Annotated in this window: 25 protein-coding genes; all 25 read left to right on the top strand. The window is 63.5% G+C overall.

Annotation, left to right across the window (positions count from 1 at the left end; all coding sequences use genetic code 11):
- The first annotated feature begins 36 nt into the window (after window positions 1-36).
- The 25 genes from thiE (at window position 37) to ACX0GZ_RS01045 (ending at window position 23,880) form a co-directional block, all read left to right on the top strand.
- Window positions 37-735, top strand: a complete 699-nt coding sequence (thiE, locus tag ACX0GZ_RS01165) for a thiamine phosphate synthase (RefSeq protein WP_458812446.1) — start codon at window positions 37-39, stop codon at window positions 733-735.
- 108 nt (window positions 736-843) lie between these two features.
- On the top strand, window positions 844-1,005 hold the full coding sequence (locus ACX0GZ_RS01160) for a hypothetical protein (protein WP_458812443.1): 162 nt from the start codon (window positions 844-846) through the stop codon (window positions 1,003-1,005).
- On the top strand, window positions 998-2,041 hold the full coding sequence (locus tag ACX0GZ_RS01155) for a L,D-transpeptidase family protein (RefSeq protein WP_458812440.1): 1,044 nt from the start codon (window positions 998-1,000) through the stop codon (window positions 2,039-2,041). The genes ACX0GZ_RS01160 and ACX0GZ_RS01155 overlap by 8 nt, the downstream gene beginning before the upstream one ends.
- Window positions 2,042-2,044: 3 nt before the next feature.
- Window positions 2,045-2,662: a M23 family metallopeptidase gene (locus ACX0GZ_RS01150; RefSeq protein WP_458812437.1), complete on the top strand. Its 618-nt coding sequence runs from the start codon at window positions 2,045-2,047 to the stop codon at window positions 2,660-2,662.
- A 42-nt stretch (window positions 2,663-2,704) separates the two neighbouring features.
- Entirely contained in the window at window positions 2,705-3,268 is a 564-nt protein-coding gene (efp, locus tag ACX0GZ_RS01145; protein WP_458812434.1) for an elongation factor P, read from the top strand.
- 116 nt (window positions 3,269-3,384) lie between these two features.
- The gene (locus ACX0GZ_RS01140; protein WP_458812432.1) at window positions 3,385-4,200 is read left to right on the top strand and encodes an inositol monophosphatase family protein; all 816 of its coding nucleotides are present in this window, start codon (window positions 3,385-3,387) and stop codon (window positions 4,198-4,200) included.
- Between the two features lie 229 nt (window positions 4,201-4,429).
- Window positions 4,430-4,804, top strand: coding sequence for an NADH-quinone oxidoreductase subunit A (ndhC, locus tag ACX0GZ_RS01135; protein ID WP_458812429.1), 375 nt, complete (start codon window positions 4,430-4,432; stop codon window positions 4,802-4,804).
- A 3-nt stretch (window positions 4,805-4,807) separates the two neighbouring features.
- On the top strand, window positions 4,808-5,350 hold the full coding sequence (locus tag ACX0GZ_RS01130; RefSeq protein WP_458812426.1) for a NuoB/complex I 20 kDa subunit family protein: 543 nt from the start codon (window positions 4,808-4,810) through the stop codon (window positions 5,348-5,350).
- A 2-nt stretch (window positions 5,351-5,352) separates the two neighbouring features.
- Window positions 5,353-6,342 (top strand): NADH-quinone oxidoreductase subunit C, encoded by a 990-nt coding sequence (locus ACX0GZ_RS01125; RefSeq protein WP_458813276.1) that lies wholly within the window; start codon window positions 5,353-5,355, stop codon window positions 6,340-6,342.
- A gap of 20 nt (window positions 6,343-6,362) precedes the next feature.
- Complete coding sequence (locus ACX0GZ_RS01120) at window positions 6,363-7,577, top strand: NADH-quinone oxidoreductase subunit D (protein WP_458813274.1); 1,215 nt, start codon at window positions 6,363-6,365, stop codon at window positions 7,575-7,577.
- A 192-nt stretch (window positions 7,578-7,769) separates the two neighbouring features.
- Complete coding sequence (locus ACX0GZ_RS01115; protein WP_458812423.1) at window positions 7,770-8,447, top strand: complex I 24 kDa subunit family protein; 678 nt, start codon at window positions 7,770-7,772, stop codon at window positions 8,445-8,447.
- Window positions 8,444-8,617 carry a hypothetical protein gene (locus ACX0GZ_RS01110; RefSeq protein WP_201296390.1) on the top strand — a complete coding sequence of 58 codons (174 nt, stop codon included), beginning with the start codon at window positions 8,444-8,446 and terminating at the stop codon, window positions 8,615-8,617. Before ACX0GZ_RS01115 ends, ACX0GZ_RS01110 begins: the two co-directional genes overlap by 4 nt.
- A complete protein-coding gene (gene nuoF, locus ACX0GZ_RS01105) occupies window positions 8,614-9,921 on the top strand; it encodes an NADH-quinone oxidoreductase subunit NuoF (RefSeq protein WP_458812419.1) in 1,308 nt (435 codons plus the stop codon). Before ACX0GZ_RS01110 ends, nuoF begins: the two co-directional genes overlap by 4 nt.
- Window positions 9,918-10,526 (top strand): hypothetical protein, encoded by a 609-nt coding sequence (locus ACX0GZ_RS01100; RefSeq protein ID WP_458812416.1) that lies wholly within the window; start codon window positions 9,918-9,920, stop codon window positions 10,524-10,526. The genes nuoF and ACX0GZ_RS01100 overlap by 4 nt, the downstream gene beginning before the upstream one ends.
- A 10-nt stretch (window positions 10,527-10,536) precedes the next feature.
- The gene (gene nuoG / locus ACX0GZ_RS01095; protein ID WP_458812413.1) at window positions 10,537-12,552 is read left to right on the top strand and encodes an NADH-quinone oxidoreductase subunit NuoG; all 2,016 of its coding nucleotides are present in this window, start codon (window positions 10,537-10,539) and stop codon (window positions 12,550-12,552) included.
- Between the two features lie 157 nt (window positions 12,553-12,709).
- Window positions 12,710-13,756, top strand: coding sequence for an NADH-quinone oxidoreductase subunit NuoH (gene nuoH, locus ACX0GZ_RS01090; RefSeq protein WP_458812410.1), 1,047 nt, complete (start codon window positions 12,710-12,712; stop codon window positions 13,754-13,756).
- Between the two features lie 3 nt (window positions 13,757-13,759).
- The gene (gene nuoI / locus ACX0GZ_RS01085) at window positions 13,760-14,245 is read left to right on the top strand and encodes an NADH-quinone oxidoreductase subunit NuoI (protein WP_458812407.1); all 486 of its coding nucleotides are present in this window, start codon (window positions 13,760-13,762) and stop codon (window positions 14,243-14,245) included.
- Between the two features lie 126 nt (window positions 14,246-14,371).
- Window positions 14,372-14,983, top strand: a complete 612-nt coding sequence (locus tag ACX0GZ_RS01080; protein WP_458812404.1) for an NADH-quinone oxidoreductase subunit J — start codon at window positions 14,372-14,374, stop codon at window positions 14,981-14,983.
- A gap of 109 nt (window positions 14,984-15,092) precedes the next feature.
- The gene (gene nuoK / locus ACX0GZ_RS01075; protein WP_458812401.1) at window positions 15,093-15,398 is read left to right on the top strand and encodes an NADH-quinone oxidoreductase subunit NuoK; all 306 of its coding nucleotides are present in this window, start codon (window positions 15,093-15,095) and stop codon (window positions 15,396-15,398) included.
- Between the two features lie 7 nt (window positions 15,399-15,405).
- A complete protein-coding gene (gene nuoL, locus ACX0GZ_RS01070; protein ID WP_458812398.1) occupies window positions 15,406-17,505 on the top strand; it encodes an NADH-quinone oxidoreductase subunit L in 2,100 nt (699 codons plus the stop codon).
- Between the two features lie 7 nt (window positions 17,506-17,512).
- On the top strand, window positions 17,513-19,084 hold the full coding sequence (locus ACX0GZ_RS01065) for an NADH-quinone oxidoreductase subunit M (protein ID WP_458812395.1): 1,572 nt from the start codon (window positions 17,513-17,515) through the stop codon (window positions 19,082-19,084).
- Window positions 19,084-20,544: an NADH-quinone oxidoreductase subunit NuoN gene (gene nuoN / locus ACX0GZ_RS01060; RefSeq protein ID WP_458812392.1), complete on the top strand. Its 1,461-nt coding sequence runs from the start codon at window positions 19,084-19,086 to the stop codon at window positions 20,542-20,544. Before ACX0GZ_RS01065 ends, nuoN begins: the two co-directional genes overlap by 1 nt.
- Before the next feature lie 44 nt (window positions 20,545-20,588).
- Complete coding sequence (locus ACX0GZ_RS01055; protein ID WP_458813272.1) at window positions 20,589-21,341, top strand: biotin--[acetyl-CoA-carboxylase] ligase; 753 nt, start codon at window positions 20,589-20,591, stop codon at window positions 21,339-21,341.
- A 19-nt stretch (window positions 21,342-21,360) separates the two neighbouring features.
- A complete protein-coding gene (locus ACX0GZ_RS01050; protein ID WP_458812389.1) occupies window positions 21,361-22,149 on the top strand; it encodes a type III pantothenate kinase in 789 nt (262 codons plus the stop codon).
- Between the two features lie 93 nt (window positions 22,150-22,242).
- On the top strand, window positions 22,243-23,880 hold the full coding sequence (locus ACX0GZ_RS01045) for a ribonuclease J (protein ID WP_458812386.1): 1,638 nt from the start codon (window positions 22,243-22,245) through the stop codon (window positions 23,878-23,880).
- Window positions 23,881-23,884 lie beyond the last annotated feature (4 nt).

Raw genomic sequence — 23,884 nt, 5'->3', positions numbered from 1 at the left:
CTGGCCGCGGTCGCAGGGTTGCGCTAGGGGGCCGGAATGACACTCGACGAAGACCCGCTCGGCCCGCTTGATCCCGATTTCGCAGGCCAGTTCGTGCGCGACGACCGACGCCCTGCGTGCCAGCTCTATCTGATTTCTCCGCTCGACGTGACCGGAGGGTTCGCCGACCGGCTGGCGGCGGCGCTGGATGCCGGGCCGGTCGCGGCGTTTCAGTTCCGGGTCAAGGGCGTGGATCAGCATGAAGCCGCGCGGCTGGCCGAACCGCTCCAGCGCGTGTGCGCCGAACGCCACGTCGCGTTCATCGTCAACGACAGCATTTCGCTGGCCAAGCGCCTGGGCGCGGATGGCGTCCATCTGGGGCAGGGCGACGGCGACCCGCGCGAGGCACGCTCGGTGCTGGGGCCATCGGCGCAAGTCGGGGTGACCTGTCACGACAGCCGCCATCTGGCGATGGAAGCGGGCGAGGGCGGTTGCGATTATGTCGCGTTCGGTGCCTTCTACCCAACTGCGACCAAGGAAACTGCGCATCGACCCGATCCGGTGATCCTGTCGTGGTGGAGCGCCTTGTTCGAAATCCCTTGCGTTGCGATCGGTGGGATCACGCCTGACAACGCCGCGCCGCTGGTGGCGGCGGGAGCGGATTTCCTCGCGGTGTCGGGAAGCATCTGGGGGGGCGACGAGGTCGCGGCGATCAAGGCGTTCGATGCGTTGCTGAGCGGGTCAGGGCCTGAGTAAAATTTTTACTCGCACAAAGGCGCGAAGGCGCAAAGAAAAAACAAAAAAGGGCATTCCCGTCAGCCACGCCTGCCGTGACAGGCGGGATGACAAAGCCGCTGCGCGGAAATGCTCATCGCCCTCTTTGCGGCGTTGCGCGAACCCACTCTTCTTGCTTCGTGCCTTTTTGTGATCCGAATCTCCACGGCGATCGTTTTGTTTGGGAAACAACCCGCCTCTCTTTCGTTGAACGCAAAAGGTTCTGACGAAAGGGGTTTTGTCGATGCGTAAGTGGTTGGTCGGAGCTGCGTGTGCGGCGGTGCTTGCAGTGCCGGTGGTCGCGCAGAACAATGCGATGGACGCGCCCGCGAACGTGGCAATGGCGAATTCGACCGCGCCCGAGCAGATCCCGGTCAGCCGCGACATCCTCCATGTTCAGGTAATCCTCGACAAGCTGGGCTTCGGACCCGGTATTCTCGATGGACGCGAGGGACTTAGCCTGACCAATGCGCTCAAAGGGTTTCAGGAGGCGCGCGGGCTGGAGATCACCGGAGAGATCGACCAGGATACGCTGGTCCAGCTTTACCAGTATCGCGGCTGGCGCCCGACCAAAACGCTGCGGCTGAGCCCGGCGATCTTCGAAGGGCCGTTCCTCAATCCGATCCCCGACGATCCCAACGAACAGGCGAAGCTCGATGGGCTGCCCTATCGCACCCCGCTCGAAAAGCTGGCGGAGATGTTCCACACGACTCCGCAGGTGCTGATCGCCATGAACGGGCGCGATGTGGCGTTCGGCCCGAATGCGGTGCTGACGCTGCCCAACGCGCTGCCCGCCGAGCGCAACTATCCCGACAACTGGAATGCCGACTGGCAGCGCACTGCCGCCGCGCTCAACGTCGGCAGCAACAGCCCCAAGGCGGCGAAAATCACTATTTCCAAGGCCGAAGGCACGCTGAAATTGTGGGACGAACAGGACCAGTTGATCGGCCAGTTCACAGCCACGCTGGGCAGTTCGACCTATCCATTGCCGATCGGCACCTGGGAAGTGAAGGGCACCGCGTTCAACCCGGATTGGGGATTCGATCCCGACCTGATCGCGGGAACGGCTGCGGATGCGACCAAGGCGGTCGTGCCGCCGGGGCCGAACAATCCCGTCGGCGTGGTGTGGATCGACCTGTCCAAGGAACATTACGGCATCCACGGCACGCCCGAGCCGCAACAGATCGGGCGCACCGAAAGCAACGGGTGTATCCGCCTGACCAACTGGGACGCCGCGCGTGTTGCGATGATGGTCGGGCCGGGCACACCCGCAATCTTCACCGAGTAGGGGATGCGCGTCGTCTGGGGCGGGTTGGGGCTGATAACGGCGCTGCTCGTGCTGTTCCTGCTCGCGGTGCGTTGGGAAGCGCCCGACAACGTTCAGCATCTGGAGGTGCTTCCCGAAACGCTTGCGCAGGCGGAAGCGGAAACGCGCACTGTTATCGCCGAGCCGGGCGCGCTTCGCGGGATGATCGTCCCCGTCGCTGGCGTGCGGCGCGACCAGCTCCATGACAGCTGGGGCGACCCACGCGGCGGGGGAACGCGTGCGCATGTCGGGCTGGACATCATGGCCGCCAATGGCACGCCCGTGCTGGCCGCGGCGGACGGGCGGATTGAAAAGCTCTATTACAGCAATGGCGGGGGCGGGATCACCATCTATCAGCGATCGAGCGATCCGCGCTGGATGTTCTATTACGCGCACCTCGCCGCCTATGCGCCGGGGCTTCGCGAAGGACAGCGCGTGTCGGCGGGCGACCATATCGGCTATGTCGGTGATACCGGCAATGCGGGGGCGGGCAACGACCACCTTCATTTCGGGATCACCCATCTGGGCCGCGGCGAACGCTGGTGGCAGGGGACGCCGGTCAATCCCCATCCGGTGCTTGCCGGGCAGGCGGCGGCTCGCTAAAGGCCACGCCTTCTCGCTCTTTCGCATAGACAGGTCCGATCCATGAAGATCAGCGGCGTGGACATTCGTCCCGGCAACATCATCGAATATGAAGGCGGCATCTGGCGCGCCGTGAAGATTCAGCACACCCAGCCCGGCAAGGGCGGGGCGTACATGCAGGTCGAGATGAAGAACCTGCGCGACGGGCGAAAGAACAATGTCCGCTTCCGTTCGGCGGAAACGGTCGAGCGCGTGCGGCTGGATACCAAGGATTTCCAGTTTCTGTTCGCCGACGGCGACATGCTGACCTTCATGGACAAGGACAGCTATGACCAGATCAACCTGCCGCGCGACCTGCTGGGCGACGCCGCCGCCTTCCTTCAGGACGGCATGGATGTTGTGATGGAAATGTATGAGGAAGAGGCGATCAACGTCCAGCTTCCCGACATGATCGAAGCGACCATCGTCGAGGCCGACGCGGTGGTGAAGGGTCAGACCGCATCGTCGTCCTACAAGCCCGCAATCCTCGACAACGGCGTCCGCATCATGGTCCCGCCGCACATCGCCAGCGGCACGCGGATCGTGGTGGACGTGTATGCGCAAGAGTACGTCAAGAGAGCCGAGTGACCTGTTCCCCTCCCGCTTGCGGGAGGGGCTAAGGGGAGGGCGTGCAGGGCAAGCGCACTCCCAGATCGACAAGCCCTCCCCCGACCCCTCCCGCCAGCGGGAGGGGGGAGAAGAATATGGTATCCCATTCCGGCCTCATCAGCGTCATGGAGCGCGCCGTCCGCAAGGCGGCACCGCGACTGCGCCGCGATTTCAACGAAGTCCAGCAGTTGCAGGTCAGCCGCAAGGGGCCAGCCGACTTCGTGTCGATGGCCGACCGGCGCGCCGAAGACACGCTGATCGAGGAATTGCGCAAGGCACGACCCGACTGGGGGTTCCTAGTCGAGGAGCGAGGCGCGATCGAGGGCGATCCCGACAAGCCGCGCTGGATCATCGATCCGCTCGACGGCACGTCGAACTTCCTCCACGGCATCCCGCACATCGCGATTTCGGTCGCGGTCGAGGATCCGCGCGGGAGCCAGGGCAAGCCCGAAATCACCCACGGCATGATCTATCAGCCGCTGACCGACGAGAGCTTCTGGGCCGAGAAGGGCCGCGGCGCGTGGTTGCAGGACCAGCGGCTGCGCGTGTCGTCGCGCCGCGACCTGACCGAATCGCTTATCGCGACCGGCATCCCTTATATGGGCCACGGCAATTTCGCGCAGTGGAGCCGCATTTTCGGCGCGGTCGCGCCCGAAGTGGCGGGCATTCGCCGGTTCGGATCGGCGGCGCTCGATCTCGCCTGGGTCGCGGCGGGGCGGTATGACGGGTTCTGGGAAGCGGATTTGCAGCCCTGGGACGTTGCCGCCGGAATGCTGCTGGTGCGCGAAGCGGGCGGGTTTGTTACCGATTTCCGGGGGAGCGACCGGGCGATGGAGCGCAGTGAGTTCCTTGCCGCGAACGACCAACTGCATTCGCGGCTGCACAAGTTGGTGGCCAACGCGCTGCGCTAAACTCCTCCCCCATTGGGGGAGGTGGCAGCACGAAGTGCTGACGGATGGGGTGCCACACAGCGTAGCGCTTGCGGCCAACCCCCTCCACCAGCTTCGCTGGTCCCCCTCCCCCGATGGGGGAGGAATTGGCAAGTAATTGCGAGCGATTCTCACGGGTTTCCGGCCTTGCCCCACCGGGGCGACGGGCCTAGAAGCCCGCCATAATCCTTGAACCCTTGCGAGAACCCAGTTGGTCGATCTTTCGCAATATCTGCCCATCCTGATCTTTCTGGGCATCGCGCTCGCGCTGTCGGTGGCGTTCGTCGTGCTGCCGATGCTGGTGTCGCGACTGACCGGCGCGCATCAGCCCTTCCCGGAAAAGCTCAGCGAATATGAATGCGGCTTCCCCGCGTTCGAATCGTCGCGCAGCCAGTTCGACGTCCGCTTCTACCTCGTCGCCATCCTGTTCATCATCTTCGACCTCGAAGCTGCGTTCCTGTTTCCCTGGGCGGTCAGCGTGTTCGACCTCGGCTGGTCGGCGTGGATCGCGATGATGGTGTTCCTCGGCATCCTGACCGTCGGTTTCATCTATGAATGGAAATCCGGCGCGCTGGATTGGGAATAAGTCATGAACCAGCTTTCTCCTGCCGCACCCGGCTCGCCCATCATCCAGCCCGATCCGTCGTTCTTCAACGACCTGAACGGGGAGCTGGACAACAAGGGCTTCCTCGTCACCTCGACCGAGGATCTGTTCCAATGGGCGCGCACGGGCTCGCTGTGGTGGATGACGTTCGGCCTCGCCTGCTGCGCGGTCGAGATGATCCACGTCAACATGCCGCGCTACGACATGGAGCGGTTCGGTGCCGCGCCGCGCGCATCCCCGCGCCAGTCGGACGTGATGATCGTCGCGGGGACGCTGTGCAACAAGATGGCCCCGGCGCTGCGCCGCGTCTACGACCAGATGTCGGAGCCGAAATACGTCATCTCGATGGGATCGTGCGCCAATGGCGGTGGCTATTACCACTATAGCTACAGCGTCGTGCGCGGATGCGACCGGATCGTGCCGATCGACATCTATGTCCCCGGCTGTCCGCCGACTGCGGAAGCGCTCCTCTATGGGGTGATGCAGTTGCAGCGGAAAATCCGCCGTATGGGGACGATCGAGCGATGAGCGTGCGGACCGCAGCCCCCCGCTATGCCGCCAATGACGGCGTGATCGACGCAGCGCGCGCCGCGCTCGGCTCCATGCTGGTCGATGCGCGCGATGCGGTCGGCGAAGTCGCGCTGGTCGTTAGCCGCGACGATGTCGTGCCTGCACTGACCGCGCTGCGCGATACGCCGGGCCTCGAATATCAGCAGTTGATGGAAATGGCGGGCGTCGATTACCCGGAACGCGCCGAGCGGTTCGAGATCGTCTATTGCCTGCTCTCGCTGACGCGCAATCATCGCATCCGCGTGCATGTCTCCACCGATGAAGTGCAGGCCGTGCCATCGGTGACGGGCATCTGGCCGGTCGCGGGCTGGCTGGAGCGTGAGATCTACGACATGTACGGGGTGCTGTTCGACGGCAATCCCGACTTGCGCCGCATTCTGACCGATTACGGGTTTCGCGGCCATCCGCAGCGCAAGGACTTTCCGCTTACCGGCTATGTCGAGCTGCGCTATTCGGAAGAGGCCAAGCGCGTGGTGTACGAGCCCGTGCAACTCGCGCAGGATTTCCGCACGTTTGACTTCATGAGCCCCTGGGAAGGCGCGCAATATGTGCTGCCGGGCGACGAGAAGGCTGCGCCTGCCGCAGCTCCCGCACCCGCCGCGCCTGAAGCCAAGGGTGCGCCGACGCCGCTCAAGGCCGATCAGATCGTAAAAGCCGACGCGACGCTCGATGCCAAGGCCAATGTCGACAAGCCCAAGACGACCGAGAGCCCGGCGCAGACCGGCGCGGGCGAGGCGGACCCCGGCAACCAGCCCGAGGACAAGCCGAAGGCCGCACCGAAGAAGAAGCCTGCGGCCAAGGCAAGCGCGGCGAAGCGCGCGACCGCGAAATCGGCCAAACCGGTGTCCGACACCGCGGACGAGCCTGCGCCGCCGGTGGATGCCAAGAAAGCGCCCGCAAAGCGCAAGGCCGCGCCGAAGAAGGCTGCGCCCAAGGACGGTGAAGCATAATGGCTGACGTGATCGAAGAAATGCAGGGTCGCACGGACGCCGCCGATCCCACCATCGGCGATGTCGAGATCCAGAACTATACGATCAATTTCGGACCGCAGCATCCCGCCGCGCACGGCGTTCTGCGTCTGGTGATGGAGCTGGACGGCGAGATCATCGACCGGATCGATCCGCATGTCGGCCTGCTCCACCGCGGCACCGAGAAGCTGATCGAATACAAGACCTATCAACAGGCTCTGCCCTATTTCGACCGGCTCGATTACTGCTCGCCGCTGTGTATGGAGCATAGCTTCGTGCTGGCGGTCGAAAAGCTGCTCGATTTGGAAGTGCCGATCCGCGCGCAATATCTGCGCGTGTTCTTCGCCGAACTGACGCGCATTTCGAACCATATGCTCAATCTGGGCGCGCACATGATGGACGTCGGCGCGATGACGCCGAACCTGTGGGTGTTCGAAATTCGCGAGGATTGCCTCAACTTCTTCGAGCGCGTGTCGGGCGCGCGGATGCACTCCAACTATTTCCGCGTCGGCGGCGTCCATCAGGATGCGCCGCTGAAGCTGCTCGCCGATATCGGCGACTGGCTCGATACGCGGCTGCCCAAATTGTTCGGCGACGCGATGAGCCTGGTCATCGAGAACCGCATCTTCAAACAGCGCAACGTCGATATCGCCGTGGTCAGCCGGGACGACGCCATTGCCTGGGGATTTTCGGGTCCGATGATCCGCGCGGCGGGCATCCCGTGGGATCTGCGCAAATCGCAGCCCTATGACGTATATGACCGCATGGATTTCGAAATTCCGGTCGGGACCAAGGGCGATTGCTACGACCGGTTCATGGTCCGGGTCGAGGAAGTCTATCAGTCGATCCGCATCATGAAGCAGTGCCTGGCCGAAATGCCCGAAGGCCCGATCGCCTCGCTCGACCGCAAGGTGGTGCCGCCGAGCCGCGGCGAGATGAAACAGTCGATGGAAGCGCTGATCCATCACTTCAAACTCTATACCGAGGGCTATCACGTCCCCGCGGGCGACGTATATGTCGCGACCGAAAGCCCCAAGGGTGAATTCGGCGTGTATCTCGTCGCTGACGGGTCGAACAAGCCCTATCGCTGCAAGATCCGTCCGACCGCGTTCAGCCATTTGCAGGCGATGGACTTCATGTCGCGCGGCCACATGCTGGCGGATACCACGGCTATTCTAGGCGCGATGGATATCGTTTTCGGGGAATGTGACCGGTGAAGTATTTCACTAAGCAGAGGTCAGCTTGGCTCACTTTTGTAGTTGGAATGCTGATGTCTAGCGCATGGCTATTCGACTTTGGCGAGCAGGGTGACACACTACAAATTGTTGGATTTTCCGTCGCTGTTGCCGGTGTCATCCTAATGATCATTCTAGGTCTATTGGCGCGAAACAGCGCGAAGCGAGTCCCCAATGGCTGACGCACCCAACATGCCCGACGAAGCCGAAGTCCGCGCGCGCTGGGGCGCGTTTGCCTGGAACGACGCCAGCGCCGAAAAGGCGAAGGAAATCATCGCGCGCTATCCACCGGGTCGCCAGCAATCGGCGACGCTGCCGCTGCTCGACCTCGCCCAGCGTCAGGTGGGGGCGGAGACGAATACGCAGGGCTGGCTTCCGGTCCCGGTGATCGAGTTCGTCGCGCGCGAACTGGGCCTGCCCTATATCCGCGTGTTCGAGGTCGCGACCTTCTACACCATGTACAATCTGGCGCCCGTCGGCCGCTATCATGTGCAGGTGTGCGGGACGACGCCGTGCATGCTGCGCGGGTCCGACGATGTGCTGTCGGCGTGCAAGAACCACGGCCTGCAAAAGGGCAAGACCACGCCCGACGGCCTGTTCACGCTGACCGAGGTCGAGTGCATGGGCAATTGCGCCAATGCGCCGATGGTCCAGATCAACGACGACAATTTCGAAGATCTGGATTACGACAAGACCTCCGCGATCCTGACCGCGCTGGCAGCGGGCGAGACGCCGAAGCCCGGTCCGCAGAACGGCCGTCATACGTCGGAGCCGGAGGGCGGGCCGACGACCTTGCGCGAAATGGTGGATGCCAATCACGATTATCGCGGCGAATGGGGGCAGGGGGCATGAAGGCGCTCGGCTCACTCCTCCTTGCCATCGCCATTGGCGTGATCGCGCTGTGGCTGTTGCTGGAATTGTTCATCGGCGCATTGAAGCTGGTCGGCATCTTGATCGCGGTGGCGATTGCCGTCGGCGTCTATTTCATCGCTGAAAAAATGATCGGGAAGGGGCGGCAATGACGCTCGCTGACAAGGACCGCATCTTCACCAATCTCTACGGGTTCCAGCCTTGGAGCCTGGACGCGGCGCAAGCGCGCGGCGATTGGGACGATACCAAATCGCTGCTCGACATTGGGCAGGACACGATCATCGACCGGATCAAGGCGAGCGGATTGCGCGGTCGCGGCGGCGCGGGCTTTCCGACCGGCATGAAGTGGAGCTTCATGCCCAAGGAGCCGCGTCCCGACCGCCCGAACTTTCTGGTCATCAACGCCGACGAATCCGAACCCGGTAGTTGCAAGGATCGCGAGATCATCCGCCACGATCCGCACAAGCTGATCGAAGGCGCGCTGGTCGCGGGCTTCGCGATGCGGGCACGGGCGGCCTATATTTACATTCGCGGAGAATATATCCGCGAAGCCGAAGTGCTGTTCGCGGCGATCGCCGAAGCCTATGCCAAGGGGCTGATCGGCAAGAATGCCTGTGGTTCGGGCTATGATTTTGACGTGTTCTGTCACCGCGGCGCGGGCGCCTATATCTGCGGCGAAGAAACCGCGATGCTCGAAAGCCTGGAGGGCAAGAAGGGCCAGCCGCGCCTGAAGCCGCCTTTCCCGGCGGGCGCGGGCCTTTATGGCTGCCCGACGACGGTGAACAATGTCGAATCGATCGCGGTGGTGCCGACCATCCTGCGTCGCTCGCCGGAGTGGTTCGCGGGTATCGGCCGCCCGAACAATGTCGGGACCAAGCTGTTCCAGATCAGCGGCCATGTCGAAAAGCCCTGCGTGGTCGAGGAAGCGATGAGCATCCCGTTCCGCGAACTGATCGAGAAACATTGCGGCGGCATACGCGGCGGGTGGGACAATTTGCTCGCCGTAATCCCCGGCGGATCGTCGGTGCCGCTCGTCCCCGCGGCGCAGATTATGGACGCGCCGATGGATTTCGACGGGCTGAAGGAGCTGGGCTCGGGCCTGGGGACCGCGGCGATCATCGTCATGGACAAGTCCACCGACATCGTCCGCGCGATCAGCCGTATCAGCTATTTCTACAAGCATGAAAGCTGTGGCCAGTGCACCCCGTGCCGCGAAGGCACTGGTTGGATGTGGCGCGTGATGGAACGGCTTCGCACCGGCGACGCCGATGTGAGCGAAATCGACACGCTCTACGAAGTCACCAAACAGGTCGAAGGCCACACCATCTGCGCGCTCGGAGACGCGGCCGCCTGGCCGATCCAGGGCCTGATCCGCCATTTCCGTCCCGAAATCGAGCGGCGGATTACCGAGCGTAATGGCAGCGGCAACGCGCCGATGATGGAGGCAGCGGAATGATGATGGTTCTCGGCATTTCGGGCGCGCTGGTCGGTGCCGCTCTTTTTTCTGTGACACCGGCGACCGCACAAAACCGTGGCGATGCGGATCGGTTGATGCAGGATTACGCCAAATGCGTCGTAAACGGAAATCCGGCCGAAGCGCGTGGCCTGATCGCGCTCAGCCCTGAAACCAAGGAAGCGGAAAACGCCGTGAAGGCGATGGCGTCGGGTCGTGACGGATGTCTTCGCACCAATGGCGGGAGCCAGTTGCGGATGCAGACACCCGCGCTTCGCGCCGCGATCGCACGCCAGCTTTATCTGCGTGACGTGCCAGAGTCGCCCGCTGACCGCCCGGCGGATACGTCGATTCCCTTTACCGGCAGCGGCAACGCGCAGCTCGTGTCGCATGACGTGGCGCGGTGCGCGGCGACGCGCGATCCGGTCGCCGCCGACATGCTGATCCGTGCCGATGTGCGTTCGGACGCGGAAAAAACGGCGCTGCAACGGCTGATGCCGGTCATTTCCGGCTGCACGCCCACGGGCGCGCGGCTGGGCTTCAATCGCGATACGCTGCGCGGACATCTTGCCGAAGCCTTGCTGGCCGCGCGCGCGGCTGGTGCATAGGAACGTCTGAATGCCCAAGGTCAAAGTCGACGGGATCGAACTGGAAGTCCCTCAAGGCGCCACGGTGCTGCAGGCGTGCGAGCTTGCGGGCAAGGAGATCCCGCGTTTCTGCTACCATGAGCGCCTGAGCATCGCGGGCAATTGTCGGATGTGTCTGGTCGAGGTGAAGCCGGGGCCGCCCAAGCCGCAGGCGTCGTGCGCGCTTCCGGCGGCGGACGGTCAGGAAATCCGCACCGACAGCCAGATGGTGAAGGCCGCGCGCGAAGGGGTGATGGAGTTTCTGCTCATCAACCATCCGCTCGATTGCCCGATCTGCGATCAGGGCGGCGAGTGCGATTTGCAGGACCAGTCGGTCGCCTATGGTCGCGGCCATTCGCGTTACACCGAGAACAAGCGCGCGGTGACCGAGAAATATATGGGTCCGATCGTGAAGACGGTCATGACCCGCTGCATCCAGTGTACCCGCTGCGTGCGCTTTGCCGAGGAAGTCGCCGGGGTCGAGGAAATCGGCGCGATCTATCGCGGCGAGAACATGCAGATCACGTCATATCTGGAAAAGGCGGTCACGTCGGAGCTTTCGGGTAACGTCGTCGATCTGTGCCCGGTCGGCGCGTTGACCTCGAAACCCTATGCGTTCGAAGCGCGTCCGTGGGAGCTGAAGAAGACGCTCGCGATCGACGTGATGGACGCGGTCGGCACCAACATCCGCCTCGACAGCCGGGGCCGTGCGGTGCTGCGCGCACTGCCGCGGATCAACGAGGACGTGAACGAGGAATGGGCGCACGACAAGACGCGCCACGCGGTCGACGGCCTGTCGCACCGTCGCCTCGACAAGCCCTATGTCCGGCGCGACGGCAAGCTGGTGCCCGCAAGCTGGGACGAAGCGTTCGATGCCATCGCCGCCGTTCAGGCCGGGTCGAGCGTCGCGGCGATCCACGGCGATCTTGTCGATTGCGAAACCTTGTTCGCGGCCAAGGCGCTGGTCACCGCGATGGGCTCGTCGCTGCTCGAAGGGCGGCAGACCGGCATGGATTATGACGCGACCGCGCTGGGCGCGGTCAATTTCAATACGACGATCGCCGGGACCGAGGACGCCGACGTGATCCTGATCGTCGGGGCGAACGTCCGTCACGAAGCGCCGCTGGTGAACACGCGCATCCGCAAGGCGGTGAAGCGCGGCGCGAAGGTGTTTGGCGTAGGGCCGGAAACCGACCTGACCTATCCGGTCGAATGGCTGGGCGACGACCTGTCGCTGCTCGGCAACCTGCCCGATGCGGCGGCCAAAGCGTTCGACAAGGCCGAGCGGCCGATGGTGATCGTCGGCGGCGCGGCGTTGAAGAATGGACATGGCGGGGCGCTGGCGCTCGCCAAATCGCTCAATCTGGTCCGCACGCTGAAAGATGGCAGTGCCTGGAACGGCTTCAACGTCTTGCACATGGCAGCGAGCCGGATGGGCGGGCTGATGCTGGGCTACGCGCAAAAGGGTGGCATCGCCGATATCGCCGCTGCCGCACCCAAGCTGGCGTTCTTCCTGGGCGCGGACGAGGTCGATTTCGCGAAGTTCGAGAACAGCTTCAAGGTGTTCATCGGCCATCACGGCGACAAGGGCGCGCACGCGGCCGACGTGATCCTGCCGGGTGCGAGCTATGCCGAAAAGCCCGGCACCTACGTCAACCTCGAAGGTCGCGTGCAGCGCGGCGACCGCGCGGTGTTCCCGCCCGGTGACGCGCGCGAGGACTGGACGATCCTGCGCGCGCTGTCGGAAAAGCTGGGCCACACGCTGCCGTTCGACAGCTTCGAACAGCTTCGCGCGGCGATGTTTGCGGAGGTGCCCGCGCTGGCGACCGAAGGACTGGTGCGCTTCGATTGGAATCCGCCCGCGCTCGGCCGTGATGCGTCGGGTTCGGTCGCCTATCCGATCGCGGACTTCTACCTGACCAACGCCATCTGTCGCGCGTCGCCGACGATGCAGCGCTGTTCGGCGGAACTGGTCCACGGCCAGGATTATGCGGAGGCGGCGGAGTGATGGTCTATGGATCAAGTCATCCAAGAATTGTTGCGCTCGCTGGCCGGATCGGACCGACGCTGGTTGAGGATCACGCTGACTGTTGTTTTGGGATCGATATGCGTTGCGCTGCTGACCTTGCCGTTATGGGCAACGCCTCTTTGACGAGTAAGGTGGCATGACCGCTTTCTTCCAATCTTTGGGCATGTCCTATGAATGGGCATGGGGTGTCGCGACGGTCGCGGGTATCCTGCTGATCGCATTGCCGCTGATGCTGGCGGTGGCGATGATCATCTATGTCGATCGCAAGGTCTGGGCGTCGATGGCGCTGCGTCGCGGTCCCAACGTCGTCGGACCGTTCGGCCTGCTCCAGTCGTTCGCGGACGGTCTGAAGGTTTTCCTTCAGGAAACCATCATCCCGACCGCCGCGAACAAGGGGCTGTTCCTGCTCGCGCCGATCATCACCTTCACGATCGCGCTGATCGCATGGGCGGTGATCCCGTTCGATGCGGGCGTAGTGCTGGCGGATATCAATGTCGGCCTGCTCTACATCCTCGCGGCGTCGTCGCTCGGGGTGTACGGCGTCATCATGGCGGGTTGGGCGTCCAACTCGAAATACCCATTCTATTCGGCGCTGCGTGCGGCCGCGCAGATGGTGTCCTACGAAGTGGCGATCGGCTTCGTCCTCATCTCGGTCGTGCTGTGGGCGGGGACGTTCAACCTGTCGGCGATCGTCGCGGCGCAGCAGGGTCATGTGCTGGGCTTTCTCAATGGCTTCGGCTTCAATCCGCTGATCTTTCCGATGGCGGTGGTGTTCCTGATTTGCGCGCTGGCGGAAACCGCGCGCGCGCCGTTCGATCTGACCGAAGCGGAAAGCGAACTCGTCGCGGGCTATCAGACCGAATATTCGTCGATGGCCTTCGCACTGTTCTGGCTGGGCGAATATGCCAACGTGCTGCTGATGGCGACGCTCAACGCGCTGCTGTTCTGGGGCGGATATCTGCCCCCGGTCGACTGGGCGCCGCTCTATGCCGTGCCCGGTATCATCTGGCTATTCGCCAAGATTTTCATCTTCTTCTTCATCTTCAGCTGGGTGAAGGCGACGGTGCCGCGCTTCCGTTACGATCAGTTGATGCGTCTGGGCTGGAAGATTTTCCTGCCGCTGTCGCTGATCTTCGTCGTCCTGATTTCAGGCTGGCTGATGTTCCAGAGAGTGGGTCTGTAAGTCATGAACGTCGCCCAACTCGTCCGTTCGTTCACCCTATGGGAATTCGTGAAGGCGCACGCGCTGACACTGCGTTATTTCTTCAAGCCCAAGGCGACGATCAACTATCCGTTCGAGCGTAACCCGGTGTCGTCGCGGTTCCGCGGCGAACACGCACTGCGCCGCTATCCCAATGGCGAGGAACGCTGCATCGCGTGCAAATTGTGCGAAGCGGTTTGTCCGGCGCTGGCGATCACGATCGAAGCCGAACCGCGCGAGGACGGCAGCCGCCGCACCACGCGCTACGACATCGACATGACCAAGTGCATCTATTGCGGGCTGTGTCAGGAAGCGTGCCCGGTGGACGCCATCGTCGAGGGGCCGAATTACGAATTCGCCACCGAAACGCGCGAGGAGCTGATCTATCACAAGGATAAATTGCTCGCGAACGGCGACCGCTGGGAACGCGCCATCGCCGCGAACCTTGCCGCCGATGCGCCGTATCGGTAAGCGGCATGCCATTCGAATCCACCGCCACCACCCTTCGACAAGCTCAGGGTGAGCGCAAAGACCAAACCGCGCTCAGGCTGAGCTCGTCGAAGCCTGTTCACGCAGCAGCAGGGGCCGCTGAATAACGTGATCCAGACCTTCGCCTTTTACCTGTTCGCGGCCATCGCGATCCTGTCGGGTGCGATGACGGTGACGTCGCGCAATCCGGTGCATTCGGTGCTGTGGCTGATCCTGGCGTTCTTCAACGCCGCGGGGCTGATGCTGCTGGTCGGCGCCGAGTTCATCGCGATGCTGCTGATTATCGTTTATGTCGGCGCGGTCGCGGTGCTGTTCCTGTTCGTCGTGATGATGCTCGACATCGATTTTGCGCAGATGCGCGCCGGGTTTGTGCGCTATTTCTGGATCGGATTGGCGCTCGCGGTGGCACTCGTCGCCGAGTTGTTCATCGCGGTCGGCGCATGGCAGGCCGGCGCGATCGACATGGCCAACCGGATCGCACCGATCGACCCGTCCGTACCGAATATCGAGGCGCTCGGGCGGCTGCTCTTCTCGCGTTACATCTACGCGTTCGAGGTTGCGGGCCTGATCCTGCTGGTCGCGATGGTCGGCGCGATCGTGCTGACGCATCGCCAGCGTGGCGGGGTGCGCAAGCAGAACATTTCCGACCAGATTTCGCGCCGGTCGATGGACGCGACGCGCAACGTCAAACCGCCGGTCGGGCAGGGGGTCGAACTGTGATCATTCCATTCACCCCAATCCCGTTGGTTTCGAGCGAAGTCGAGAAACCTATGCCTGGCGCACGTTTCTCGACTTCGCTCGAAACGTACGGTGGGGGAGTGCTGTTCGCGTGATCGGTCTCAACCACTATCTGGTCGTCTCGGCGATCCTGTTCACGCTGGGCGTGCTCGGCATCTTCGCCAACCGCAAGAATTTGATCGTCATCCTGATGGCGATCGAATTGATTCTGCTCGCGGTGAACCTGAACCTGGTCGCCTTTTCCGCCTATCTGGGCGACATGGTGGGTCAGGTGTTTGCGATGCTCGTGCTGACCGTCGCGGCAGGCGAAGCGGCGATCGGGCTTGCCATTCTCGTCATCTATTTCCGTGGTCGCGGGTCGATCGCGGTCGATGATGTCAACCGGATGAAGGGGTGATCATTCGGTGATCCAGCTAATCGTATTCCTGCCGCTGATCGCGGCGATCGTCGCGGGGTTTTCGAACAAGTCGTTCGGGACTACGCTGCCAAAGCTGCTGACGACCGGCGCGCTGTTCGTGTCGTGCGCACTGTCCTGGCCGATCTTCATCGGCTTCATGACCGGCAGCGAAACCGCCTATGTCGCGCCGGTGCTGTTGTGGATTCAGTCGGGCACGCTGTCGTTCGACTGGGCGCTGCGCGTCGACGCGCTGACCGCAGTCATGCTGGTGGTCATCACCAGCGTTTCCGCGCTCGTTCATTTGTATAGCTGGGGCTATATGGAGGAAGACCCGGATCAGCCGCGCTTCTTCGCCTATCTGTCGCTGTTCACCTTTGCGATGCTGATGCTGGTGACCGCCGACAATCTGGTTCAGATGTTCTTCGGTTGGGAAGGCGTCGGCCTCGCCAGCTATCTGCTGATCGGTTTCTGGTTCAAGAAGCCGAGCGCGAACGCCGCCGCGATCAAGGCGTTCGTGGTCAACCGCGTCGGCGATCTGGCCTTCATGCTCGGCATCTTCGGCATCTTCCTGGTGTTCGGCACCGTCTCGATCCCCGAAATCCTCGAGGCCGCGCCCGGCATGGCCGGATCGACGATCGGCTTTCTGGGGATGCGCCTCGACACGATGACGATCCTGTGCCTGTTGCTGTTCATCGGCGCGATGGGCAAGTCGGCGCAGCTTGGCCTTCACACCTGGTTGCCCGACGCGATGGAAGGGCCGACCCCGGTGTCGGCGCTGATCCATGCCGCGACGATGGTCACCGCAGGCGTGTTCCTGGTATGCCGCATGTCGCCGATGTTCGAAGTCGCGCCCTATGCGCTGGCGGTCGTCACCGCGATCGGGGCGGCGACCTGCATCTTCGCGGCGACCATCGGCACGACGCAAACCGACATCAAGCGGGTGATCGCCTATTCGACCTGCTCGCAGCTCGGTTACATGTTCTTCGCGGCGGGCATCGGCGCGTATGGTGCGGCGATGTTCCACCTGTTCACGCACGCTTTCTTCAAGGCGCTGTTGTTCCTGGGCGCGGGTTCGGTGATCCACGCGATGCACCACGAACAGGACATGCGTTTCTATGGCGGCCTGCGGAAGCACATCCCGATCACCTTCTGGGGCATGATGGCGGGCACGCTCGCGATCACAGGGGTCGGCATCTACTGGCTGGGCTTCGGCTTTGCGGGCTTCCATTCGAAGGATGCGATTCTTGAGAGCGCCTGGGCGGCCGGGCAGCAGGGCTATGGCGCCTTCTGGGTCGGCGTGCTCGCGGCGTTGCTCACCAGCTTCTATTCATGGCGTCTGATGTTCCTGACCTTCTGGGGCAAGCCGCGCTGGGCGCAGTCCGAGCATATCCAGCACGCGATCCACGACGCGCATGGTCATGGCCATCATGGCGAAACCCACGGTCATGCGGTCGCACATGCGGACAATCCGCCTGCGCAGGAGGACAAGGGCCAGACCCCGCACGAGGATCACGCGGCGGCGCACGAGATCGGCGACGGCACCGGTGGCTACAAGCCGCATGAAAGCCCGCTGACCATCCTGATACCGCTGATCCTGTTGTCGGTCGGCGCGGTGTTCGCAGGCTTCGCGTTCAAGGATTTCTTCATCGAACCGCTGGCCGGTGCCGAATTCTGGAAGGGCAGCCTCTATTTCGACGCCCCGCTTGCCGTCGCGATGCATGAAGTCCCGATGTGGGTGAAGCTGTCCGCGTCGATCGTCATGCTGCTGGGCCTGTTCGGCGCGTGGTACGCCTATATCCGCAAGCCGGAGACGCCCGCGAAGTTCACCGACACGTTCCGCGTGCTCTACGGCTTCGTGCTCAACAAATGGTATTTCGACGAGCTGTATCACAAGCTGTTCGTGCGCCCCGCTTTCGCCTTTGGCCGCCTGTTCTGGAAAGCGGGTGACGAGGGGACGATCGACCGGTTCGGGCCGAACGGATCGGCAAAGCTGGTTGGGTGGACCAGTCGCCTGTCGGGCCGTCTGCAATCTGGATATGTCTATAGCTATGCCTTTGTCATGCTGATCGGGCTGACCGCCGCGGTCACCTGGGCCATTGCGGGTTGATGCGGCAATGAACGATTTCCCCATCCTTTCCGTGATGCTCGCCGTGCCCGCGCTGGCGGCGGTGGCGTGTCTCTATTCGGGGGCAGAGCGCGCACGCTGGATCGCGCTGGGCGCGACGCTGGTGAACCTCGCGCTGGGCGTGCTGCTGTGGGTAAATTTCGACCTGTCCGCATCGGCGCCGCAATGGCAGTTCACCGAATATGCGCCGATCTTCGGCCAGTTCGCCTGGGCGCTCGGCATCGACGGCATCGCGTTGCTGCTCATCATGCTCAGCGTGTTCCTGATGCCGATCTGCATCGGCGCCAGCTGGACCGCGATCCAGAAGCGCGTGCCCGAATATATGGCGCTGTTCCTGATCGTCGAAGTGCTGATGATCGGCACCTTCGCGGCGCAGGACCTGTTGCTGTTCTACGTGTTCTTCGAAGCCGGGCTGATCCCGATGTACCTGATCATCGGCATCTGGGGCGGCGCGAACCGGATTTACGCCAGCTACAAATTCTTCCTCTACACGTTGCTCGGCTCGGTGCTGATGCTGATCGCGATGATCTACATCGCGGTGACGGCGGGGACGACGAGCATTCCGGCGCTGATGGAGTATGATTTCCCGGCCGGCGTCCAGACCTGGTTGTGGCTCGCCTTCTTCGCGTCCTTCGCGGTCAAGGTGCCGATGTGGCCGGTTCATACCTGGCTTCCCGACGCGCACGTCCAGGCGCCGACCGCAGGTTCGGTCATCCTGGCGGGGGTGTTGCTGAAGCTCGGCGGTTACGGGTTCATCCGTTTCTCGCTGCCGATGTTCCCCGAAGCGTCGGCGGACTTTACCTGGCTGGTGTTCACGCTGTCGGCGGTGGCGGTGGTCTATACCAGCCTCGTCGCGCTGGTGCAGTCGGACATGAAGAAGCTGATCGCCTATTCGTCGGTCGCGCACATGGCGATCGTGACCATCGGCCTGTTCGCGTTCAACCAGCAGGGGCTGGAAGGCGCGATGATCGTCATGTTGTCGCACGGCCTCGTCTCCGGTGCGCTCTTCCTGTGCGTCGGCGTGATCTACGACCGGCTCCACACCCGCGAAATCGCGCGTTACGGCGGGTTGTCGAGCAACATGCCCAAATATGCGGTGCTGTTCCTGCTGTTCACGATGGCGTCGATCGGCCTGCCGGGCACGTCCGGCTTTGTCGGCGAATTGCTGAGCCTGATGGGCGCGTATCAGGTATCGACCTGGGTCGCGCTGATCTGCGGCACCGGCGTTATCCTGGGCGCGGCGTACATGCTCTATCTCTATCGCCGTGTGGCGATGGGCGAGTTGGTGCATGACGATGTGAAGGCGATGCCCGACCTCAACCGCCGCGAATTGTGGCTGCTCGCGCCGATCGCCGCCGTCGTGCTGTGGATGGGCGTGTACCCGGAAAGCTTCATGGCGCCGATGCGCGCCGACATCGCGACACTGGTCGAACGGCTCGATCGTGCGAAGCCCGCCGGGGATTCGCGTCCCACCGAAGCGCGCGCCGACGCCGTTGCCGCACAGGCGCAGCGGATCGAGGCCGCCCAAAATACCCAAGCCGCGCACGGGGAGGCGCATTGATGAGCTGGTCTGCCAATCTTGCGATGACTCTCCCCGAGATCATTCTGTCGGTCGGCGCGATGGTGCTGCTGATCGTCGGCGTGTGGGGCGGTGCAGCCGCGACCCGCGCGGTCAGCATCACCTCGGTCTTCGTGCTGGCAGGGGCGAGCCTCGCGCTGATCGGCCCGGCATCGACCGGGGGCGTCGCGTTCGATGGCCTCTATAATGCCGACGCGTTTGCGGGCTTTGCCAAGCTGTTGATCTTCGTCGCCGCGGCGGTGGCAATCGTCATCGCGCCGCGATTCTTCCAGCAGACGTCCGGCGAGAATCTGCGTCCCGAATATCCCGTGCTGATCCTGTTGTCCGCCGCGGGCATGGGGATCATGGTGTCGGCGGGCGACCTGATTACGCTCTATATGGGCCTCGAACTGCAAAGCCTTGCGGCCTATGTGCTCGCCAGTTTCATGCGCCGCGACAATCGCTCGGCGGAAGCGGGCCTCAAATATTTCGTGCTGGGCGCGCTCGCCAGCGGCATCCTGCTCTACGGCATCAGCCTGGTTTACGGGTTCAGCGCGAGTACCGACTTCCGCACCATCGCCGCCGTTTACGGCGAAGCAGCGGCGTCGGACGAGCGCAATCTGGGCCTGCTGTTCGGGCTGGTGTTCGTGTTTGCGGGCCTCGCCTTCAAGATTTCGGCGGTGCCGTTCCACATGTGGACGCCGGACGTCTACGAGGGCGCACCGACCCCGGTAACCGCGTTCTTTGCATCGGCGCCCAAGGTCGCGGCGGTCGCGCTCGCGGTGCGGGTCGCGGTCGATGCAATGGGTCCGGCGCTGATCGAATGGCGCCAGATCGTGATCTTCGCCGCGCTTGCCTCGATCATCCTCGGCGCGGTCGCCGCAATCGGACAGACCAGCATCAAGCGGCTGCTCGCCTATTCGTCGATCAACAATATCGGCTTCGTGCTGATCGGCCTTGCGGCGGGAACGGCCGAAGGCGTCGCGGCGGTGCTGTTCTACCTCGTCGTCTATGTCGTGATGACGCTGGGCAGCTTCATCGTCGTGCTTCAGATGCGCGGGGCCGACGGGCAGCCGGTCGAGACGATCGCCAGCATGGCGGGCATGTCGCGCACGCGGCCCGGCCTCGCGCTGGCGATGGCGATCTTCATGTTCTCGCTGGCAGGCATCCCGCCGCTGCTCGGCTTCAACGCGAAGCTGGCGGTGTTCACCGCGGCGGTGAACGCCGGTCTCTATCCGCTGGCGGTTGCGGGCGTAGTCGCGTCGGTGATCGGCGCCTTCTATTACATCAAGATCGTCAAGGTGATGTATTTCGACGATCCGGCCCCGCCTTTTGCAGGCAAGACGCCGATGGTCGAAGGCGGGCTGATTACGGCATCGGCAATCCTGGTGTCGCCAATCGGATGGGCGTTGCTTGCGCCGCTCGGCGTATGGACGGCGTTCGCAGCGCAGGCGCTGTTCTGAGGGACTTGCGACACGTCGCCGAGACGGGATCGACCAACGCCGATGTGATGGCGCTGGCGCAGCAAGGCGCGACAGAGGGTCTTTGGCTCCGCGCCGACCGCCAGACGGCGGGTCGGGGCAGGCAGGGGCGGTTGTGGGAATCGCCGCTCGGCAATCTATACGCATCGACGCTGGTGCGGTTGCGGCCGGGCGATCCGCAGGCGGCGACGCTGGCGCTGGTCGCGGCGGTGGCATTGGACGAAACCGTGCGGGTGTTTGCGCCCGACCTGTCCCTCCCGTTCGTTTCGAGCGAAGTCGAGAAACGCGAACTTGGAGCGCGAGAGCGTTTCTCGACTTCGCTCGAAACGAACGGGGGAGGGGGAAGGCTTTCGATCAAATGGCCGAACGACTTGCTCATCGAAGGTGCCAAGCTGACCGGCATCCTGTTGGAGCGGTCCGCCGACGCGGTGGTGATCGGAATGGGCGTCAATCTGGCGCATCATCCCGAGGCGCTCGACCGCCCAACCACCTGCCTCGCCGCATATGGCGTTACCGTAGCACCCGAGCCTTTCCTCGAAACCCTCGCCGAAATATTCGCGCGGTGGCTGTCCCGCTGGCGCAACGAAGGCCTCGCTCCCGTCCGCGCCCGCTGGATCGAACGCGCGCATCCCAAGGGCACCGCACTTTCCGCGCGAACCGGCGACGGGACCATCATCGACGGCTTGTTCGACGGCCTCGACGACAATGGCGCTCTGATCCTGCGCTTGGCGGGGGGCGGTCGCCATGTCATGCACGCGGGCGACGTGTTTCTGATCTGAACTGAAGAAGGGGCCGGGCATGCTGCTCGCGATCGACGCCGGCAATACCAACATCGTCTTCGCGCTGATCGAGGATGCAGGGGCTGCGAATAGCATCCGCGCGCGCTGGCGGATCGCGACCGATCCGCGGCGGACGGCGGACGAATATGCGGTGTGGCTCAGCCAGTTGCTCAACTTGGAAGGGCTCGACCGATCGGTGGTCGATGGCGTCATCGTCGGCACCGTCGTCCCGCGCGCCCTTCACAATTTGCAGGTGTTGTCGTCCAAATATTTCGGCACGGAGGCGGTGATCGCGGGCAAGGGCAATGCCGGATGGGGCTTCGCGCTCGATGTCGAGGAACCGGACAATCTGGGCGCCGACCGCGCGCTCAATGTCATCGCCGGGCACGCTAATCATGGCGGTGACCTGATCATCGTCGACTTCGGCACCGCGACGACGTTCGACGTGGTGGATTTTGCGGGTGCCTACAAGGGCGGGATCATCGCGCCGGGCATCAACCTGTCGCTGGACGCGCTGGTCACCGCCGCCGCCAAGCTGCCGCGCATCGCGATCCAGGCGCCTGAAAACCGCTCGGTCATCGGGCGCAACACCGTCGATCAGATGCATGTCGGCATTTTCTGGGGCTATGTCGCGATGATGGAGGGGCTGGTCGCGCGGCTGAAGGCCGAAGTCGGGCGTCCGGTGAAGGTGATTGCCACCGGCGGTTTGGCGGTATTGTTCGAAGCGCACACCGATCTTTTCGATCATGTCGAACCCGATCTGACCATTCAGGGGCTGGCGATGCTGTGGGCGAGAGGGCATATATAGAAACTGCGCTCACCCTGAGCTTGTCGAAGGGTGTTTCCCATAAAACCGGCTTCGACAGGCTCAGCCTGAGCGCGGTGGATAAATCGAGATATAATGACCCCAGGCAACGAACTGCTTTTCCTCGCGCTCGGCGGATCGGGCGAGATCGGGATGAACGTCAATCTTTATGGCACCCAGGGCAAATGGGTGATGGTGGATTGCGGCATTACCTTTGCCGATCCCTATTATCCCGGCATCGACGTGGTGCTGCCCGACCTGAGCTTCATCGAGGAGCGGCTGGACGATCTGGTCGGCATCGTGCTGACGCATGGGCATGAGGATCATATCGGTGCGCTCCCTTATTTCGCCGCCGATCTGGGCGTGCCGCTGTTCGCCACGCCGTTCACTGCCGGGCTGATCGCGGGCAAGCTGGACGAGGAAGGCATTCTCGACCGCGTCAAACTCAACGTCGTCGACAACGAAGGCAGCTTCAATGTCGGCCCGTTCGGGTTCCGCTATGTCCCGCTTGCGCATTCGATCCCCGAAGGCAATGCGTTGCTGATCGAGACGCCGCACGGGCGGATTTTTCATACGGGCGATTGGAAGCTCGACGATGCGCCGCAGCTGGGCGAACCGGCAAGCGTGCCCGAGCTTCGCGCGATCGGTGACCAGGGCGTGCTGGCGATGACGTGCGATTCGACCAATGTGTTCAATCCCGAAGCATCGGGGTCCGAAGGCGATGTGCGGCGCGGGCTTGACGAAGTGATCGGCGCGCAGAAAGGTCGCGTGTTGGTCACGACCTTTGCGTCGAACGCCGCGCGGCTTCAGACCTTGGGCGAAGTGGCGCGCGATACCGGCCGCGAGATTTGCGTGGCCGGACGTTCGCTCGACCGAATCCTGAAAGTCGCGCGGGCCAATGGCTATCTCCGGGATTTTCCGCCTACGGTCGATTTCGACACGGCCATGCGGATGCCACGCGACAAGGTGCTGATCGTCGCCACCGGCGGGCAGGGCGAGCCGCGCGCCGCGCTGGCGCGCATTGCCGACGGATCGCACCAGATCAAGCTCGATCAGGGCGACACCGTCGTCTTTTCATCGAAGCAGATTCCGGGCAACGAAATCGCGATCGGTCGCATTCAGAATGCGCTGTCGGAAAAGGGCGTGCGGATGGTCACCGATCGTCAGGCGTTCATCCACGTCTCCGGCCATCCGGGTCGCCCCGAACTGGCGGCGATGTACGATTGGATCCGTCCCGAAATCCTGATCCCGGTGCATGGCGAGTTCCGCCACATGGCCGAACATGCCCGTTTCGGCATCGAATGCGGGGTTCCCGGCGCGGTGCTCCAGTCGAACGGCGACATCATCCGTCTGGCGCCGGGACGCCCGGAGAGGCTGGGCCATGCCCCGGTCGGGCGGCTCGTGCTCGACGGCGACGTGATCTTGCCCGCTGACGGCGGCACGATCAACGAGCGGCGCAAGCTGGCGGCGAACGGCCAGATTTCGATTGCCGTTGCGCTGGGGCCGAATGGCGGCTTGCGTGGCGATCCCGACATGCGGATTCAGGGCATCCCTGTCGAGGAGGACCGTGCGGCGTTCATCGCCGACGCGATGGAGGCGGCGACCGAAGCGGTGGTTGCGGGCGGCAAGGATCACGAGCGGCTGCGCGAGGCGATCCGTCTGGCCGTACGCCGAACCGCGACCCGCTGGACCGGCAAGAAGCCGATCGTCGACGTGCTGATCGTCGAGGCCTGACGCG

Source organism: Sphingomonas aestuarii (genome assembly GCF_054457155.1).
The sequence above is the reverse complement of the archived record's forward strand: the minus strand, read 5'-3'. Positions and strand labels throughout refer to the sequence as shown.